Genomic DNA, 17,264 nt, shown 5'->3' with positions numbered 1-17,264 from the left:
CTGGGTGGGGGAGGGTGGTGGCGCCGGTGAGCCGCCGCCGGCGTGGAGCTGGCCGGCCGCGCGCCCTTGGTTAGCGCTAACAATCCTGGGCGCGCGCGCCGGCCAGCTGCCGCTGAGCTATGGGGCGAGTTCGTTCTTCGCCTTGGCCGCGCCGGAGACAACGAGGTCCTTCTCCGCCTCGGTGAAGGTGCCGTCCCGCAGGAACGCCTCCGCGGTGCGGGCGACCGCCGACTGGAAGGCGCCGTGGGTGGCGAACGGCGCCTGGTCCCACACCAGGTCGAGGAAGGTCGGACCGTCGTCGCCGGGGGAGGTGATGCCGGTGACGGGGACGTCGTAGTTCGGCAGGCCGTCGTCGCGCTTGTAGTTGGGCACGCCGGTGTCGACGGATCCGAACACGATCGTCGGCTCTACCCGCCGGAAGTACGACGAGGCGGCCTGCGAGTCGCTGATGTAGTACGGCCGCAGGGTGAAGCCGTGGGTGGTGAAGATCGGGTCACCCGCGGCGGTGGTGCTCGCGTGGGTGATGGCCGAGCGGGCGTAGTCACCGTCCCGCTTCAGGTGGCGGTACAGGGACAGTTCCCGATAGCTGCCGGCGCCCGGGTTGCCGAGGATCTGCAGCAGGACGGGGCCCCAGAAGATCGCCTGGGTGTCGGGGCGGTCCAGCGCCCGCTCGACGCGGATGCTGAACGGCATCCGGATCTCGATGGTGTCGCCCGGCTTCCAGGTCCGGCTCAGCGTGACGTAGCTCCCCGGACTGGCGGCGACTCCGGCGTCGACTCCGTTGACGGTGACGAAGAAGCCTCGCTGCACCCAGCCCGGCACCCGCAGCTTGATGTCGAGCGGGCCGGCGCCGTTGACGACCAGCTTCGTGCGGTCGGCGCGGGGGTAGCTCGTCTCCTGGGTGACCGTGAAGCCCTTCTCTGCCCAGGCCAGCGTGGACGGCACGAACAGGTTGACCCACAGGGTCGCGCCGTCGGCGGACTTGAAGTAGATCGTCTCCTGATACTTGGTGTGGTTCTCGACGCCCGTTCCGCCACAGCAGGTGCCGGCGTTGCCGTAGCTGCGTACGGTGCCCGGGGTCAGTGGTTGGAAGTAGGTGACCTGGGGGTTGCTGACGCTCGCGCTGTCCGCCCGCGAGCCGAGGATCATATTGAACAGACCCCGCTCGTAGTAGTCCATGTACGCCGGGTCGTGCTCGTGCAGGAACAGGTTACGAGCCAACTTGATCGTGTTGTAGGCGGTGCAGGTCTCGGCGCCGCCCTGGGCGATGGCGTTCGCGATGTTGTCCCGGTTCTGGAACAGCTCGGTGTTGTTGTTGGACCCGGGGTAGTTGCCACCCGTGCCGCCGTGGGCGAACATCCGGTGCGGGACGACCATCCCGTAGAAGTTCTTCGCGACCTGGAAGTAGTCCGGATCGCCGGTGTGCTCGTAGACCCGCAGGTACCCGATGAACTGTGGCACGTGCGTGTTGGCGTGCAGTCGGTCCGGGCGGCGCCGACCGGGCCGGTTCTGCGGTGTCGCCACGAGGATGTCCCGGTTCTCCAGGCAGGCGTCGAAAAGCGACTCGCGGTTGTCGAAGCGCTTCGCGGTGTCCAGGTGCCTCGCGTCGCCGGTGAGCGCGTAGATCTCCGGAAACACCTCGTTGGCCCCGCCGAACTCGCCGGCGATGTAGAGGTCCCACATGTAGTTCAGGTTGTCCCGGGTGATGGGGCCGGAATAGTTGGGATGGTTCTTGTCCCCGATCGTCAGCGCGAGGTGCGCCCAGTTCCCCATCCTGACCACGACGTCGCGGGCCGTCTCGTTGTCGGTGTGGTAATAGGCGTCGAGCAGGCCACGCATGATCTTGTGCTGGGTGTACCAGGGAGCCCAGGTGTTGGTGTCCGCGTTGCCGCCGTAGACCGCCCAGCGCGGCGGCCCGAGCCGCAGCACCGCGTCTTCCGGGATCGCACCGAGGTAGCCGGGGTGGGTGGGGATCCACGCGGCGGCCCCGCCGTCCCGGGCCGGCACGATGCCGGCGTCGCGACCGTTGGGCGAGGAGTCCCTGACGGTGGTGCCGCCGTCCTCCTCGAACCGGTACCACGCGATGGTCCCACCGCCGGTGGTCCCGGCCGGCGACTCCAGCAGCGACCGGACCTCCTGCTCATCCAGCGCCCGGTCGAAGATGTGGAACTCGTCGATGCTGGCGTCCAGGAACGGGTCGCCGTACTGCGATCGGCCGATCCACCGGTTGCCCGGGTTGCCGAGGTTGGTCGGGTTGAGGGTCATGTTCGTGTTCCTGCCGGCCTGCTGCCCGTTCACGTACAGCGTGCCGGTGTTCTGCGACAGCGTGACGGCAAGGTGCACCCACTGGTTGGTCGGCAGTGCGGCGTTTCCGTTGATCTGCTGTTCCTGGCCCGACCCGCCTACCGTGATGGCGAACCTCGGCACGTTGCCGGTAACGCCGGCGCGCGGCGTCAGGAACATGTTGACCGTAGCGTTCTGACCGAAGTCGAACAGCCGGCTCCAGTTCTGGGTGGAGGCGAGGTTCACCCAGGTGGCGATGGTGAAGTTGGTGAGCTGGTTGATCGACTCCTGGGGAAGGGTCACGTACTGCGCCCTGCTCGGCCCGTTCAGCCGCAGCCCGTTACCGAAGCGGCCCGCCACCCGGCCGATCTGCGGCGGCGGCGGGTCCTCGCCGCCAGGGCCGCCGTTGTCCATCCGCGCGGTGATCGCGGCCTGGCACGCGGCGAGCTCACCGACCATCCAGTCGAGCTTGCTCTTGAAGATCGGCTCGCCCTGGTCGGCGTAGGCCTGGGCGAGGGCCGTCATGAAATGACCGGCCCAGTGGCCGCTGAGCAGGCCGCCGTCCTCCCACCCCCCGGGGACCGAGACGCCGGGAGGGTTCGGCCGGCCGGCCTGGTTGTTGAACAGTACGAGGAAGCGCCGCTCGTCGAACTGCCGAAGGTAGTTCTTCATACGGTCGCGCTTCTCCTGCAGCAGGCCGCTGCCCAGGCTCACCTCCCGCAGTTGGAAGGGCCGGACCGGCGCGGTGCCGCCGGGGCCGGGATCGGCTGGTGTCGAGCCGAGGGCGGTCGGACCTGTCGCCGCTGCGGCGGTGTTGGCCGCCCGGGCGGCGGCCGGGAGCATGCCGCCGCCGGCGACCGCGGCCACGCCGACGGCTGAGGCCTGCAGGATGTGACGTCGGTTCACGGAGCGCTTGTCGGATTGAGTCACTGAGGATCGTCCTTTCACGTCTGTTTACGCTGACCGGTCGATCAAGTTGGTGTTCGCGGATTCGGATCGGCGACCGCCGGCGGGGCCGGCCGGGGTCAGAGCCCCTGCGCCAGCCGGTGATAGGCGCTGTTCCATCGCAGTTCGCGGGCGAAGCCGCGGGGTGTGGTGTTCTCGTCGATGTAGGCGAGCTCGACGCCGGCCATCTCCGCGAAGTCTTCGAGATGCTCACGGGTCAGGGCCGTGGAGAGCACCGTGTGGTGGGGGCCGCCGGCGGTGAGCCACGACGAGGCCGAGGTGCGCAGGTCGGGGCGGGGCGCCCAGACCGCTCGGGCGACGGGAAGCGCGGGCAGGTCCTCGAGCGGTTCGACCACGTCGATCGCGTTGCCCACCAGGCGGAACCGATCGCCCATGTCGGCCATGCCGACGACGAGGCCCGCTCCGGGGGTGGCGTCGAAGACAAGCCGGACCGGGTCCTCGCGGGCGCCGATGCCGAGCGGGTGGATCTCGAGGCGGGGTCGGTTCGCGGTGATGGAGGGGCAGACCTCGAGCATGTGGGCGCCGAGCACGAGTTGGTGGCCGGGCTCGAGGTGGTACGTGTAGTCCTCCATGAAGGAGGTGCCGCCGGGGAGGCCGGCGGCCATCACCTTGAGGGTGCGCAGCAGGACCGAGGTCTTCCAGTCGCCCTCGCCGCCGAAGCCGTAGCCGTCGGCCATCAGCCGCTGCACGGCCAGGCCGGGCAGTTGGCGCAGGCCGCCGAGGTCCTCGAAGTTGGTCGTGAACGCGCCGTAGCCACCCTCGGTGAGGAACTGCCGCAGGGCCAGCTCGATCCGGGCGCCGTAGCGCAGCGACTCGTGCCGCTGCCCACCGGCGCGCAGCTCGGGGCTGACGGCGTAGAGCTCGTCGTACTCCTTGACGAGGGTGTCGACGTGGGAGTCGGCGACGGCGTCCACGACCGCGACGAGGTCGTTGACTCCGTGGGTGTTGACCGAGACGCCGAAGCGCCGTTCGGCCTCGATCTTGTCGCCCTCGGTGACCGCGACACCGCGCATGTTGTCGCCGAAGCGGACCAGCCGGAGCCTGCGCACCTCGGCGAGCGCGACGGCCGCGCGAGCCCAGACCGCGACCGCCGCGACGGTTTCCGGGTCGGAGACGTGGCCGGCCACGGTCTTGCGTACGACCCCGAGGCGGGACTGGATGTAGCCGAACTCACGGTCGCCGTGCGCGGCCTGGTTCAGGTTCATGAAGTCCATGTCGATGGTGCGCCACGGCAGGTCGCGATTCGCCTGGGTGTGCAGGTGCAGCAGCGGCTTCTGCAGGCGCTCCAGGCCCGAGATCCACATCTTCGCCGGAGAGAAGGTGTGCATCCACGCGATGACCCCGACGCACGCGTCGTCGCTGCTGGCCTCGAGCATGACGCGGCGGATCGCGTCGGCGTCGGTGAGCACCGGCTTGGCGACGACCGCGGCGACGATCGCCCCGTCGGCCGCGAGTGCGTCGGAGATCAGCTTCGACTGCTGGGCGACCTGGTCGAGGACGTCGTCCCCGTACAGGCCCTGGCTGCCGGTGAGGAACCAGATCTGGGGGTGGGCGTTCATCGGATGGCGTTTCCCTTCTGCTCCGAGCGCTGCTCGCCGGTGGTGCCGTGGTCGACGTGCGATCGCCCGGCGACCGGCAACCACACGCGCATGGTGGACGGACCGCGCTCGGCCCAGTCGTGGTATGGGATGAGCGGCACGTCGAACGAGGTGGAGGGTGCCGGCTCTAGTGAACGCTCGGCGTAGGGCCAGGCGAGATCGTCCGGCGGCCCCGCCGCCGTCACGACGAGGCACGCCAGTGGTCGGCCGTCGTGGTCCTCGACGGGGGCGGTGTCGTCGATGCGGACGTCCGCGACGTCGGTGACGGCGCCGTGGCTGACGGCGTCCAGGTCGACGGACTCGAGGCAGTACACCTCGGGTCCCCGTTCGACGGCGACACAGCCGCGTACCGCGTCGATGCGGGGGTCGGGGTGGGTCAGGCGTGGGCGCATCGGCAGGACCAGCTCGACCACGTCCCCGGTGCGGAACGCGTGGCGCACGCTGGCCCAGCCCGGGGCGGCGTGTGTGGTGCTGACCTCGCCGGCGGCCCTGGTCACCACCAGTCGGGCCCCGTCGGCCCAGTGCGGGACGCGGACCGACAGGGTCCACGGGTCGGCGGCGTCGCGGGTCGGGGTGAGGCGCACGGATCCGCGGCGGGGATAGTCGGTCTGCACGTCGAGGGCGACGAGTTCCCCGTTGTCCAACCGGGTCTGGATGCGGCAGTCGGCGAACTGGTGGATCTGGACGCCCTGGGTGTCGGCGGTGGCGACCAGCGCGTCGAGGCTGGCGAACGTGCGGGCCACGTTCGGGGGGCAGCACGAGACCCCGAACCAGGGGGCCCGGAGGGAGGACTCGGCACGCAGTGAGGCGGTGTCGGGGTCCGGAACGGATCCGGGGGTGCGCTGGTGCAGGGTGTTGGCGTAGTAGAAGGCGGTCCCGGACGCCGAGGGGGACGTGGCGACCACGTTGTACAAGGTGCGCTCGATGAGGTCGCCGTAGCGCGTGTCGCCGCGGGCCAGCAGCAGGCGCCAGCTGAACATGATCGAGGCGATACCGGCGCAGGTCTCGGAGTATGCCCGGTCCGGTGGGAGCACCCAGTCCTCGCCGAAGGCTTCGTCCTGGTGGTGGGAGCCCTGGCCACCGGTGATGTACGTACGCCGGGCCACCGTGTTGTCCCACTGGGTGACCAGCGCGGAGAGCAGGTCCTCGTCGCCGGTGTCGACCGCGACGTCGACCGCTCCGGCGGCCAGGTAGTTGGCCCGCACGGCGTGCCCACGCAGCACGGTGGCCTGGCGCACCGGGGCGTCGTCCTGGAAGTACTGCGGGCCCCACTCGATTGGGCGCAGGGTGCCGGTGCCGCGACGGGCGACGAACAGTTGCGCCTGCCGCAGGTAGCGCTGCTCGCCGGTGACGCGCGCCAGTTCCGCGAGGCCGACCTCGATCTCGGCGTGCCCGCACACGCTCTGGACACCCTTCGGGCCGAAGACCTCGCAGACCAGGTCAGCGGCGCGGCGGGCGACGGCCAGCAGACCGTCGTCGGCGTCCGGCCGGGTACGGGCTCTGGCCACGGCGGCCTGGCACAGGTGGCCGAGGCAGTACAGCTCGTGGCCCCACTCCAGGTCGGACCAGCGCGGTGCCTGCCCGGGCCGGCCGAAGTTGGTGTTCAGGTACCCGTCGGGTTCCTGGGCCCGTTCCACCCGGCCGACCAGGTCGCGGAAGGTGGCTTCCAGTTCGCCGTCGCCGGTCCGGCCGATCTCCCAGGCCAGCGCCTCCAGGTACTTGTAGATCTCGGAGTCGGAGAACTCGCGCCCGCGTCGGTCGGCGGGCAGGGAGCCGGCGGCGGCGAGGTCAAAGTTCCGGCTCCAGCCCGCACGCTCGAGCCAGCGACCGATGTGTGCCAGCGTGTGCCGGTGGTTGACCGACTGGCGCTCGGCCCAGAAGCCGCCGGTGATACGAACCTCGTCCAGGCCCAGTGGGCGCAGTCGTCCGGTCCTCGGTGCGGCGGGGACGATCCCGGCCCGATGGTGGGCGGTCCTTGGTTCGGTGCTGGTCATCGTGGGGTTCATCCTTTGAAGGCGCCGGACATGAAGCCGCGGACGTAGTGACGTTGCAGGAGCAGGAACAGGACGATGCAGGGCAGGGCCAGCACGACGACGCCGGCTTCGGTGGCCCCGTAGTCGATGACGCCCTGCACCTGCACCCGCAGGTTGGAGACGGCCAGCGGCAGGGTGAACTTGTCCGAGTCGTTGATCAGGATCAGCGGGGCCATGAAGTCGTTCCACGCCGTCAGGAAGGCGAAGAGGCCGACGGTGATCAGCCCGGGCTTGACCGCGGGCAGCAGCACCCGCCACAGCGCGGCCCAGGAGGAGCAGCCGTCGACGAGGGCGGCCTCGTCCAGCTCGCGGGGGATGGCCTCGAACGAGATCCGCATCATGAAGGTGGAGAACGGCAGCTGGAACATCGTCAGGACCAGGGCCACGCCGAGCAGCGAGTCCTGCAGGTTCAGCTGGGTCAGCAGGACGTACAGCGGGATCAGCATGGTCGCGTAGGGCACCATGAGGATCGCCAGCGTGACCAGGAACAGGACGTTCTTGCCGGGAAAGTTGAACCGGGCGAACGCGTACCCGCCCAGCAGGGAGATCGCCAGGGTGAGCGCCACGGTGGTGAGCGAGACGAAAGCCGAGTTGGCGAGGTACTGCCAGATGCCGGCCTGGTAGTGGGCCAGCGTGCGGTAGTTGCCGAAGCCCCAGCCATCGGTCTGGTTGGTGCCGGGGTGCGGCGCGACGGAGGCGAACGCCGTCCAGACCAGCGGGAACAGGAAGATGACGGCCAGGCTCCCGGTGAAGATCCAGTACGGTGTGCGCAGCACCAGGCCGCCGATGCTCGTGGTGGGGTGGCGGCGCGCGGGACGGGGCTGTGCCGGCGTCGCGGTGGTGGTGCCGTCCTCCGCCGAGGGCCCGTCGGACCGTCCGCTGTCCGTCGCCCTCGGGGTGTGCGGGCCGGCGGAGATCGGTACGTGGGTGCTCATGACGCTCTCACTTCTCGTCCGGGTTGTGGAAGGCCCGCAGCTGCACGGCATTGATGACGACCAGAGCGATGAGGGCGATGACCGACAGCGCGGCGGCCACGCCCAGGTCGTTCTGCCCCTGGAAGGCCATCGTGTAGATGAGCTGGACGACGGTGATGGTGCTGTTGTCCGGGCCGCCCTTGGTGAGGATGTAGAACTGCTCGAAGGCCAGCAGGGAGCCGGTGACGCACATGATGGTGGTCAGGGCCAGGGTCGGCTTCAGCAGCGGAAGAGTGATCCGTCGGAAGATCTGCCACCGCGACGCCCCGTCGATGCGTGCCGCCTCGTAGATCTCGGCGGGGATGCCCTGCAGGCCCACCAGCATCAGGAGCATGTAGAAGCCGGCAAAGCGCCAGACGATGAGGAAGACCGTGGACAACAGGGCGCCGGTGGGGCTGCCGAGAAACGTCCAGCCGAGGTCGTTCATCAGCTCCGCGGCGGGCCCGGCGATCGGTGAGTAGAGCACGTAGAACAGCAGGGACGCGGAGGCGAGCCCGAGGGCGCTGGGGATGAGGAACGATGCCCGCAGCAGTCCCTTCCATCGGCTGGACTCCTGCACCAGCAGGGCCAGGCCCAGGCCGAGTGTGATGAGCAGGACGGTGGCCAGGGCCGTGTACTTGAGTGTGAAGATCACCGAGTCGGTGAAGAAGCGGTTGTCGAAGACCTTGGTGTAGTTGTCCGGGGCGTTGACGCCCTGGTCGCCGGTGAGCAGCGGCCACCGGGAGAGCGACATCCTGACCACCAGCAGCAGCGGCACGATGAACAGGACCGCTACGAACATCGCGGTGGGTGAGACGTAGAGCCACCCCTTGAGGGCCTGGCCGCGTCGTGTGGGCGATGCCGGGCGAGAGCGCCGGCGTGACCGTCGGTCCCGTCCGGACATCATGGACACACTCATGACGTAGTCCTCCAATGAGACTGCGCGGTGCGGGGGAGCGGAGCACCGCGGTGCCGGGCCCGGACGTCGACGGCACGAGCCCGGCACCATGGTGGGGGTGGACTACTGGGACAGGACCGAGGTGACCTGCTCGTTGTTCGACTGCAGGTTGTCGCCCTCACCGAGGACGTGGCCGCGGACCAGGCTGAGCCACGGGCTGTTCGGGGCGTTGAACGCCTGCTGGAAGTTCAGCGCGAACGGGGTCTGGCCCTTGCCGGCCACCTCGTTGATGGTCACCAGGCGCGGATCCTTGGCGGCGTACTTGTTGCCGGCCAGGTCGTTGCGGGAGACCACGTCGTTGTTCTTGGCCAGCACCTCGACCTGGGCCTCCTCGGACATCATCCAGTTGAGGAAGTTCCAGGCCTGCGCGGCCTTCTCGGAGTCCTTGGAGATGCCGATGCCGTCACCGCCGACGAAGGTGGAGGCCCCGCCGCCGGGTCCCGGAATGCCCGCGACACCGACGTCGAACTTGGTCGACGACAGCAGGGTGGCCGGGTAGAACATCAGGCCCACCTTGCCCTCGGTGAAACCCGCGGTCCAGGTGGCGCCGGTCTCGTCCTTCGACGACGGCAGCACCGCGCCGGACTTCCAGAGATCGCGCCAGACGTCGAAGACCTTCTTGCTCTGGTCGTCGGTGAACTTGGCCTGCGTCCCCTCGTCGTTCATCACCTGGCCGCCGGCGGCCCAGACGCTCGGAAACCAGGTGAAGACGAGACACCCGCCGCAGTTCAGACCGGTGGCGGTGCCGTAGACATCCTTCTTGCCCAGTGCCTGGATCTTCTTGGCGGCGTCGGCGTACTCCTCGAGGGTGGCCGGCGGCTTGGCCGGGTCAAGTCCGGCCTCGGTGAACAGCGCCTTGTTCCAGAAGAGCATCGACAGGTCCAGCACGAACGGCAGGACATGTTCCTTGCCGTCGGCCGTGCCCGCGCTGAGGTGGCCCTTGTTGACCGAGTCCTTGAAGCTCAGGCCGTCGACGTTGGCGCTGATGTCCCGGAACAGGCCCTGCTTCACCCAGTTTGGCACGTAGACGATGTCCGCGGCGAACAGGTCCGGCAGACCCTTCGACCCGGCCGCGGCACCGACCTTGGCGACGTAGTCGTCGTTGGGAACGACGGTGAGAGAGACCTGGTTCTTGTGGCTCTTGTTGTATGCCTCGACCAGAAGCTTGGCCTGCTTCTCCAGGGGCGCTCGCGTCCACAGGGTGAGTTGGCTGCCGTCATCGGTGCCGTCCGGTGCGACACTGACCGCCGCGCCCGGGCCCGCGTCGCTCCCGCCGCCACATGCGGCCAGCGCGAGGACGGCCGCGCTGAGGCCGGCTGCCGCGACGGTACGTAGACCGCCCCGACGGTGGAACATCTTCATCGCTACTCCTTCGCCCATCTTCGAGCGGGAGCCGCTGCACGGCCCCGGTGGTGGTGTGGTGAGAACCTGCCGTGTTACACGTGTCGCTGGTATGACCGGTGCGAATCGTCGCCGACGAGATGCGGCCACATCCGCCGTCCTGCGGGAGATCGCGTGACGGGCGGTGATCGCCCCCACTACGAAAAGACCGAAATCCTTTTCTGTTTCGTGTAAAGTAGTGGCCGGCGTCACCCCCCGTCAAGCACCGGTGCGAGGTCTTGGCGCAGGAGATCGAGCCCACGGGGAGCTGTGGGCGACAGCGGTGGAGGAGAGTGCATGGCTGGCAAGGACCATGTCGGGGGCGGCAAGGCGGTGACCCTGACGGACGTGGCACGGATCGCCGGCGTCTCCGTGGCCACGGCCTCGAAGGCCCTCAACGGGCGCAGTCAGGTCGCCGCCCACACCCGGGCCCGGGTGGTGCAGGCGGCCGAACAGTTGTCCTTCGTTCCCAACACGCTCGCGCAGGGCCTGCTGGTCGGCCGTACGGGCACCGTCGGCCTGCTCACCAGCGATCTCCAGGGCCGGTTCGTCATCCCCATTCTGATGGGTGCCGAGGACGCCTTCGGCGCGGGCCGGGTGAACGTCTTCCTGTGTGACGCGCGCGGGGACACCATCCGCGAGCAGCACCAGCTCAAGGCGCTGTTGAGCCGGCGGGTCGACGGGCTGATCGTGGTGGGCAGCCGGACCGACTCGCGTCCGTCGGTCGGCCGCGACCTCCCGGTACCCGTCGTGTACGTCTACGCCCCGTCGGAAGACCCGGAGGACCTGTCGCTCGTCCCTGACAACGTGGCGGCCGGTCGGCTCGCCGTCGAACACCTCATCAGCTGCGGGCGGCGCCGGATCGCGCACGTGACCGGTGACCCCTCCTACGCGGCCGCCCAGGACCGGGTCAAGGGCGCGCTGGAGGCACTCGGCGCCGCCGGCCTGGAACTGGTGGGTGAGGTGATGTACTCCGAATGGTCCGAGCGCTGGGGTCGCGACGCCTCCGCGGTGCTGCTCGAACGGTACCCCGACATCGACGCGGTGCTGTGTGGCTCCGACCAGATCGCGAGAGGCGCCCTGGACACGGCGCGTGACCAGGGGAGGAAGGTGCCGAACGACATCGCGGTCATCGGGTTCGACAACTGGGACGAGATGGTGACCAACTCCCGACCGGAACTGACCAGCATCGACCCCAACCTGCAGTTGCTCGGCAGGTCCGCGGCCCAGCGCGTGTTCGCCGCCCTCGACGGCGAGGAACTGGGCACGGGCGTGCACTCCCAGGCGCCCCGCCTGGTCATCCGGGGCTCCACGGTGGCCCGCCAGTGAGCTGAGGACGTCACCTACCGAGCCCGCTTCCGGTGGCGCCTGCCGCCGGGGCGGCTCCACCGCCGTTGGCACGGGCATGCTCGGCGCCGGCGTCCGCCGTCCGGGCGGCGGCGGAGTTCCAGGTCACTTTCCGGAGGCGCTGCCTGGCTGTCCGAAACCTTTTCGGGGATCGCGCCGACACGCCAGTCGCAGCAGTGCCGAATTGGCCTTGTTTGGCATCTTGCCGAAAAGGTTTTCGTGCGCGAAGGTGGGCGCTAGTGGCCTGGGTCACGTGACAAGGCACCACCGCCACCGCCGCTCGACGTCCGGCCCGGACGCCGTCGGGAACAGAGGCCGCCACCCCCACCACACCGCCATCCGGAGGAAGACCATGATCAGTAGACGTAAGAGGAGAGGGCCCGTCTGGGCGGCGGTGGCCGCGCTGGTGGTGGGCACAGTGGTCGGCGTACCGTCCGCGGCCCACGCCGACAGTCCGATCCTGCCCGGCAATGAGAGCGACGTCGGGGTCTACACCAACGGACAGAGCCACGTCATGGAGATCGGCGAACCGACCTACAGCAACGCCGGCGAGGTCGCCGCGCAGCTCGCCCCCGGGGTGCCGTTCACCGCCGGCAACATGCACCAGTCGATCTTCGAGAAGGACCTCGCCGCCGGCGGCACGGACTACTACCTCGACCGGGTGCTCGGCGTCCGCGGCACGCTCGGGTCGGCGGTGCTGATGACCAGGGGCCGCTCCCTCTACCTGCGCGGTGCGAGCAACAACAACTTCACCGTCATGGGCTTCGCCGGCAGCACGTACGTCGGCGGCCCCAACAACCTCGGCAACCTGTACACCGTCACCGTGCCCGGGCAGACCGTCACCGAGGTCAGCGCGAGCCGGTTCAACGCGCCCAGCCACGCCAGGAGCCGGTACACGATCGGCACCACCGGAGTCACCGCGGACCTGACGAAGTTCATCACTTACGACAACGTCGCGGTCACCGCCATCGACTTCACCAACCCCGGCAGCGCGGCGACGACGTTCACCGTGCGCGCCGCCTCGCCACTGGCCACCCAGGCCGGAAAGAGCGCGGCCGAGCTCACCGGCACCCGTACGATCACCAGCGGTTCCAACAACGGCCTCGTCGACACCCCGTGGAACACCGTCACCATCGACCTCACCGGCGCGGACTTCGCCCGTAACGGCACCAACCTCGACCGCCAGGTCACCGTGCCCGCCGGGGGCTCGCTGTCGGTGTCGGTGGTTGGCGCCGTCTCCTCGGCCACGCTGCCCGAGACGGTCAAGAGCTACCAGGAGTACGCCGCGCTGTCGCCGGCCGATGCCGTGCGCACCGGCGTCACCGAGTTCAACCGCCGCTGGGCGCAGGACGTCCCGTACATCGACGTCCCCGACCCCGCCCTGGAGAAGGCCATCGTCTACCGCTGGTGGGGCGAGCGATACAACAGCCTGGACGCCAACGCGCCCGGTTACGCCTACCAGTACCCGACCACGGTGGAGGGCTCCAACCTCTACCAGAACGCCATCGCGCTGACCCAGCCGATGCACCTGCAGGACACCAAGTGGCTGCGCACGCCGTACCTGCCGTACGGCCAGATCCTCAACATCGGCGAGCTGTCCGGCTCGTCGGCCTTCCTGGACAGCCCCGGCCACACCAGCTGGAACAACCACTACTCGCAGTACATCGGCACCGCCGGGCTCGAGGCGTACAACGTGCACGGCGGCGGTAAGGAGATCGCGCGCAAGTTCGCCGGCTACTTCGAGGGCGACGGCGTCGGCCAGCTCGAGCACTACGACGGCAACGACAACAAGCTCATCGCCTACGACACCAACTACATGCCGGGCAACGACGCCGACGCGATCTCGTTCGGCTTCCCGAAGGCCAACGCCGGCGCAGCGGGCGCGCGGACCATCGAACGCCCGGAGTCGGCGTACGTGTGGGGCGCCTTCGACGCGGCCCGGCAGCTGTACCAGATCTCCGGCGCAGACCAGGCCAAGGTCGACGCGATGGCCGGCCAGGCCGACGGGATCCGCAACTCGATCCTGAGCCGCCTGTGGAGCCCCGACATGCGGATGTTCCTGGCCGGCACGTCGTACGGGGCCACCAGCGCGGCCAGCTCCAACGGCCGGCCCAACCCGTTGCCCACGTCGGCCCGTAACCTGATCCCGGCCAAGGAATCGAACCTCTACGATGTCTACGCCCAGAACCTCATCCCGCAAGACCAGTGGCAGAAGTACGTCGACGGGTACCGCTTCCTGACCTACGGCGACAACTTCCCGATCTTCCCGTTCTACACCGCCAACCAGTACGACCGGGCCGCCTACGGCATCGGCGGCTCCAACAACTTCTCCAACATCAACTTCACCGTGCAGTACCGTGGCGTCCGCTCGGGGCTGCGCCACTACGACCCGGAGCAGAAGTACATCACCCCGGCCTACGCCAAGCGCCTGCTGGACTGGATGGCCTGGAGCATCTACCCGAACGCGGACCTGCGGGCCCCGAACCAGGCGGAGTACTACTCCAACTGGAACCCGACCGCGAAGACCTACAACCGCAACAACCCGAACCACGTGATGCTCGGGAACATGAACTACATCTTCGTCGAGGACATGGCCGGCCTCCAGCCGCGCTCCGACGACAAGATCGAGTTGTGGCCGATCAAGTTCGGCTACGACCACTTCATGGCCAACAACCTGCGCTACCACGGGCACGACGTCACGATCGTCTGGGACCCCGACGGCAGCAGGTACGGCCTCGGCGCCGGCTACAGCCTGTTCGTCGACGGCGAGAAGAAGGTCAGCACCGACAAACTCGGCAAGCTCACCTACGACCCGAACAGCAACGACGTCCAGGTCGAATCCGGTCTGAGCGTCACCTTCAAGGCCGGCAGTGGGACCAGCTTCGCGAGCGCGGTGAACACCACTATCCAGGACGACCGCGTCGTCGAATACCTCAAGACGGCCGGTGTCGACCTCACCCAGAGCGCGCCGAACCTGGCGACGGGCGCCACGCTGAGCTCGTCGTACAGTCAGCAGGGTGCCCGGCCGACCCCGTGGCGGCAGTTCCACACGCCCGGCTGGAGCACCACCTCGATGAACTACACCCCGGGCGCGACAAAGGAGACCGAGCGGCCGGTGTCGCTGGCCGCCGTGACCGACGGCGTCACCGCCAACGAGCCGTACTGGGGCAACTACGGCACCACGGAGAAGAACGGCTACGTCCAGCTCGACCTCGGGTCGGCCAAGTCATTCGACAACGTCAAGGTGACCTTCGTCAGCGACCGTCAGGCCGGCGGATACCGCGAACCCGCACGCTGGTGGGTCCAGGTGCCCGACGGACACGGCGGCTGGAAGGAGGTGCCGAACCAGTTCAAGAACCCGACCGTCCCGGCGGCTAAGTTCAACGAGGCGCTGTTCAAGACCGTGACGTCGGACAAGGTGCGCATCGCGTTCACGAACAGCCCGGGCCTCTACACGGCCATCGCCGAGATCCAGGTGTTCCACTCGGGCCGCGACGTGCCGCCGGTGTCCAACCAGGCGCCTGTGGTCACCGCCGTCCGCGACGGATCGGCGGACGGCAACCTCTCCACCACCCTGGTGGGTGCGGCCTCCGACGACGGCATTCCCTACGACGCCGAGCTGACCTTCGGCTGGGAGACCGTCTCCGCGCCGCAGGGAGCGGGAGTGATCTTCTCCGACCCCAAGGCGCTGAGGACCCGGGTGACCGGCACCGTCCCCGGTGACTACGTGTTCCGGATCGTCGCCCACGACGGCGAGAAGCGGTCGGAGGCGAGCGTGGCGGTAGCCCTCACCAGGCGGGCGACCTCCGCCGAGTTCGGCTCGTCCGCGACGATCACCACCAGCGGTACCGCGTCCTGGGAGAACCACCAGCGGGTCAACGAGGTCAGCACCCCGAGCAGCTCGAACCCGGGCGCCGGCAACGGTTGGGGCAACTGGGGCCAGCCGGCGAACGGCACCAGTGTCGCGAACACGGCATGGATCCAGTACCGGTGGGACGCACCGGTGCGGCTCTCGTCCACCGACATCTACTGGTACGACGACAACGGCGGCACCCGACGACCGACGGCGACCACGTACGCCATCGAGAGCTCCACGAACGGCACCACCTGGACGCCGGTCACCCTCACCGGTGGGTCGACGTACGCCGGTGGGCTGGCCGTCAACGCCTACAACAGGTTCAACTTCCAGCCGATGACGACCAGCTACCTGCGCATCCGCATCTGGGGCGTGCAGAGCGGCGGTGCGGGCACGGGCGTGCTGCGCTGGCGCGCCAACGGCGAGACCGTCGAGTCGGTGCGCACGCCGGTGCTGATCCGAACCGGTGTGGGCCAGGTGCCGACCCTGCCGAGCACGCTCGACGCGGTCTACGCCAGTGGCGCTCGGGGCAGCGTCGCGTTCAACTGGCAGCAGATCACGCCCGAGATGGTCGCCGAGCCCAACGTCGATCCGTTCGCGGTCTACGGCACCAACGACGCGTACGGCCTGATCGCCGAGGCCCGCGTGTACGTGCGGCCGGAGATGTCCACCGGCGGCATCTCGATCCAGGGCGCTGAGACGTTCCAGCAGAGCGTGCAGGTGGGCGAGCTGCCCTACCTGCCTAGCAAGGTGGAGGTGTCGTACAACGACGGCTCCCGGGACAACCAGGCCATCGGTGTCGACTGGGACTTCGACGAGAGCGTCGTCGACACCCCCGGCGTGTACACCGTCGTCGGTGACCTGATCCTGCCCGACTACGTCAGCGAGGCCGGCACCACCCGCACGACGCTGACCCTCACCGTCGGCACGGACACGGTGGCTCCGACGACAACGCTGACCTGGTCGCCGGCGGAACCGGATGGCGACAACGGGTGGTACACCAGCGTGCCGTCCTTCACGCTGACCGCGAAGGACGCGTTCGCCGTGGCCGGCACGCAGTACCGCCTCGACGGCGGTCAGTGGACGGCATACCCGGGCACCCCGGTCCTCGTCGACCAGCAGGGCACCCACCGGGTGGAGTTCCGCTCGACCGACACCAGCAACAACGTCGAGGAGGTGAAGACGGCCACCGTCAAGGTCGACACGGTCGCGCCGACGGCCACGTTCAGCTCGACGGTCGGCGGCGGGTACTTCGGGTCGGTCCCGCCGGCGCCGACGTGCACCGCGAGCGACGCCACCTCCGGTCCCGCCGGCTGCGTCGTGACCGGCTACCGCACGGACGTCGGCACGCACACGCTCACCGCGACGGCGACCGACGCCGCGGGCAACGTGGGTACGGCAACCCAGACGTACACGGTGCTGCCGTGGACGCTGAGGGGCTTCCACGCCCCGGTCGGCATGGACGGACTCGTCAACCTGGTCAAGGGCGGCAGCACGGTGCCCTTGAAGTTCGAGGTCTACTCGGGCGCCACCGAGCTGGCCGATCCGGCGCTGGTCACGATGACGGCCAAGCAGGTCACCTGCACCGCCGGCGCGCAGACCGACGAGATCGAGGCGGGCGCCAGCGGCGCCACGTCGCTGAGGTACGACCCGACAGCCGGCCAGTTCGTCTACAACTGGAAGACCCCGGCCACGCCCGGCGCCTGCTACTCGGTCATCGCCACGACGCGTGACGGGTCGAGCCTGACGGCGCTGTTCAAGGTGAAGTAACGGTCGATGATCGCGACGGAGGGGCTGCATTCGCGGCCCCTCCGTCGCATGCCGGCGGCGGTCTCGGCCGCGTACGTCGGGGCCGACCTCGTCATGCAACGAATGGTTGCGTGTGCCGAC

The 17,264-nt window shown here is 69.0% G+C and carries 8 protein-coding genes; 2 read left to right on the top strand and 6 right to left on the bottom strand.

Translation table 11 applies throughout. From position 1 onward, the window contains the following. Window positions 1-117 precede the first annotated feature (117 nt). The 6 genes from AB0H57_RS11180 to AB0H57_RS11155 all read right to left on the bottom strand — a co-directional run bounded on the left by AB0H57_RS11180 (window position 118) and on the right by AB0H57_RS11155 (window position 10,153). Entirely contained in the window at window positions 118-3,189 is a 3,072-nt protein-coding gene (locus AB0H57_RS11180; RefSeq protein ID WP_357505068.1) for a beta-L-arabinofuranosidase domain-containing protein, read from the bottom strand. A gap of 119 nt (window positions 3,190-3,308) precedes the next feature. Then, a complete protein-coding gene (gene araA / locus AB0H57_RS11175) occupies window positions 3,309-4,808 on the bottom strand; it encodes an L-arabinose isomerase (RefSeq protein WP_357505066.1) in 1,500 nt (499 codons plus the stop codon). Beyond that, entirely contained in the window at window positions 4,805-6,841 is a 2,037-nt protein-coding gene (locus AB0H57_RS11170; RefSeq protein ID WP_357505064.1) for a beta-L-arabinofuranosidase domain-containing protein, read from the bottom strand. Before AB0H57_RS11170 ends, araA begins: the two co-directional genes overlap by 4 nt. 8 nt (window positions 6,842-6,849) lie before the next feature. Next, window positions 6,850-7,815: a carbohydrate ABC transporter permease gene (locus AB0H57_RS11165; RefSeq protein ID WP_357505062.1), complete on the bottom strand. Its 966-nt coding sequence runs from the start codon at window positions 7,813-7,815 to the stop codon at window positions 6,850-6,852. Window positions 7,816-7,822: 7 nt separating this feature from the next. After that, window positions 7,823-8,635: a sugar ABC transporter permease gene (locus tag AB0H57_RS11160; RefSeq protein ID WP_357505060.1), complete on the bottom strand. Its 813-nt coding sequence runs from the start codon at window positions 8,633-8,635 to the stop codon at window positions 7,823-7,825. 219 nt (window positions 8,636-8,854) lie between these two features. Next, complete coding sequence (locus AB0H57_RS11155; protein WP_357505058.1) at window positions 8,855-10,153, bottom strand: sugar ABC transporter substrate-binding protein; 1,299 nt, start codon at window positions 10,151-10,153, stop codon at window positions 8,855-8,857. A gap of 315 nt (window positions 10,154-10,468) precedes the next feature. On the opposite strand from AB0H57_RS11155, the gene AB0H57_RS11150 reads away from it, so the two are divergent. Both AB0H57_RS11150 and AB0H57_RS11145 read left to right on the top strand, forming a co-directional pair. Continuing rightward, on the top strand, window positions 10,469-11,500 hold the full coding sequence (locus AB0H57_RS11150) for a LacI family DNA-binding transcriptional regulator (protein ID WP_357505056.1): 1,032 nt from the start codon (window positions 10,469-10,471) through the stop codon (window positions 11,498-11,500). Between the two features lie 370 nt (window positions 11,501-11,870). Then, entirely contained in the window at window positions 11,871-17,144 is a 5,274-nt protein-coding gene (locus AB0H57_RS11145) for a PxKF domain-containing protein (protein ID WP_357505054.1), read from the top strand. Window positions 17,145-17,264: the final 120 nt, after the last annotated feature.

The sequence above is a fragment of the Micromonospora sp. NPDC050686 genome, assembly GCF_040654475.1.
Classification (GTDB): Bacteria; Actinomycetota; Actinomycetes; order Mycobacteriales; family Micromonosporaceae; genus Micromonospora.
Note: the sequence above shows the minus strand (reverse complement) of the source record. Positions and strands in the feature narration are given on the sequence as shown.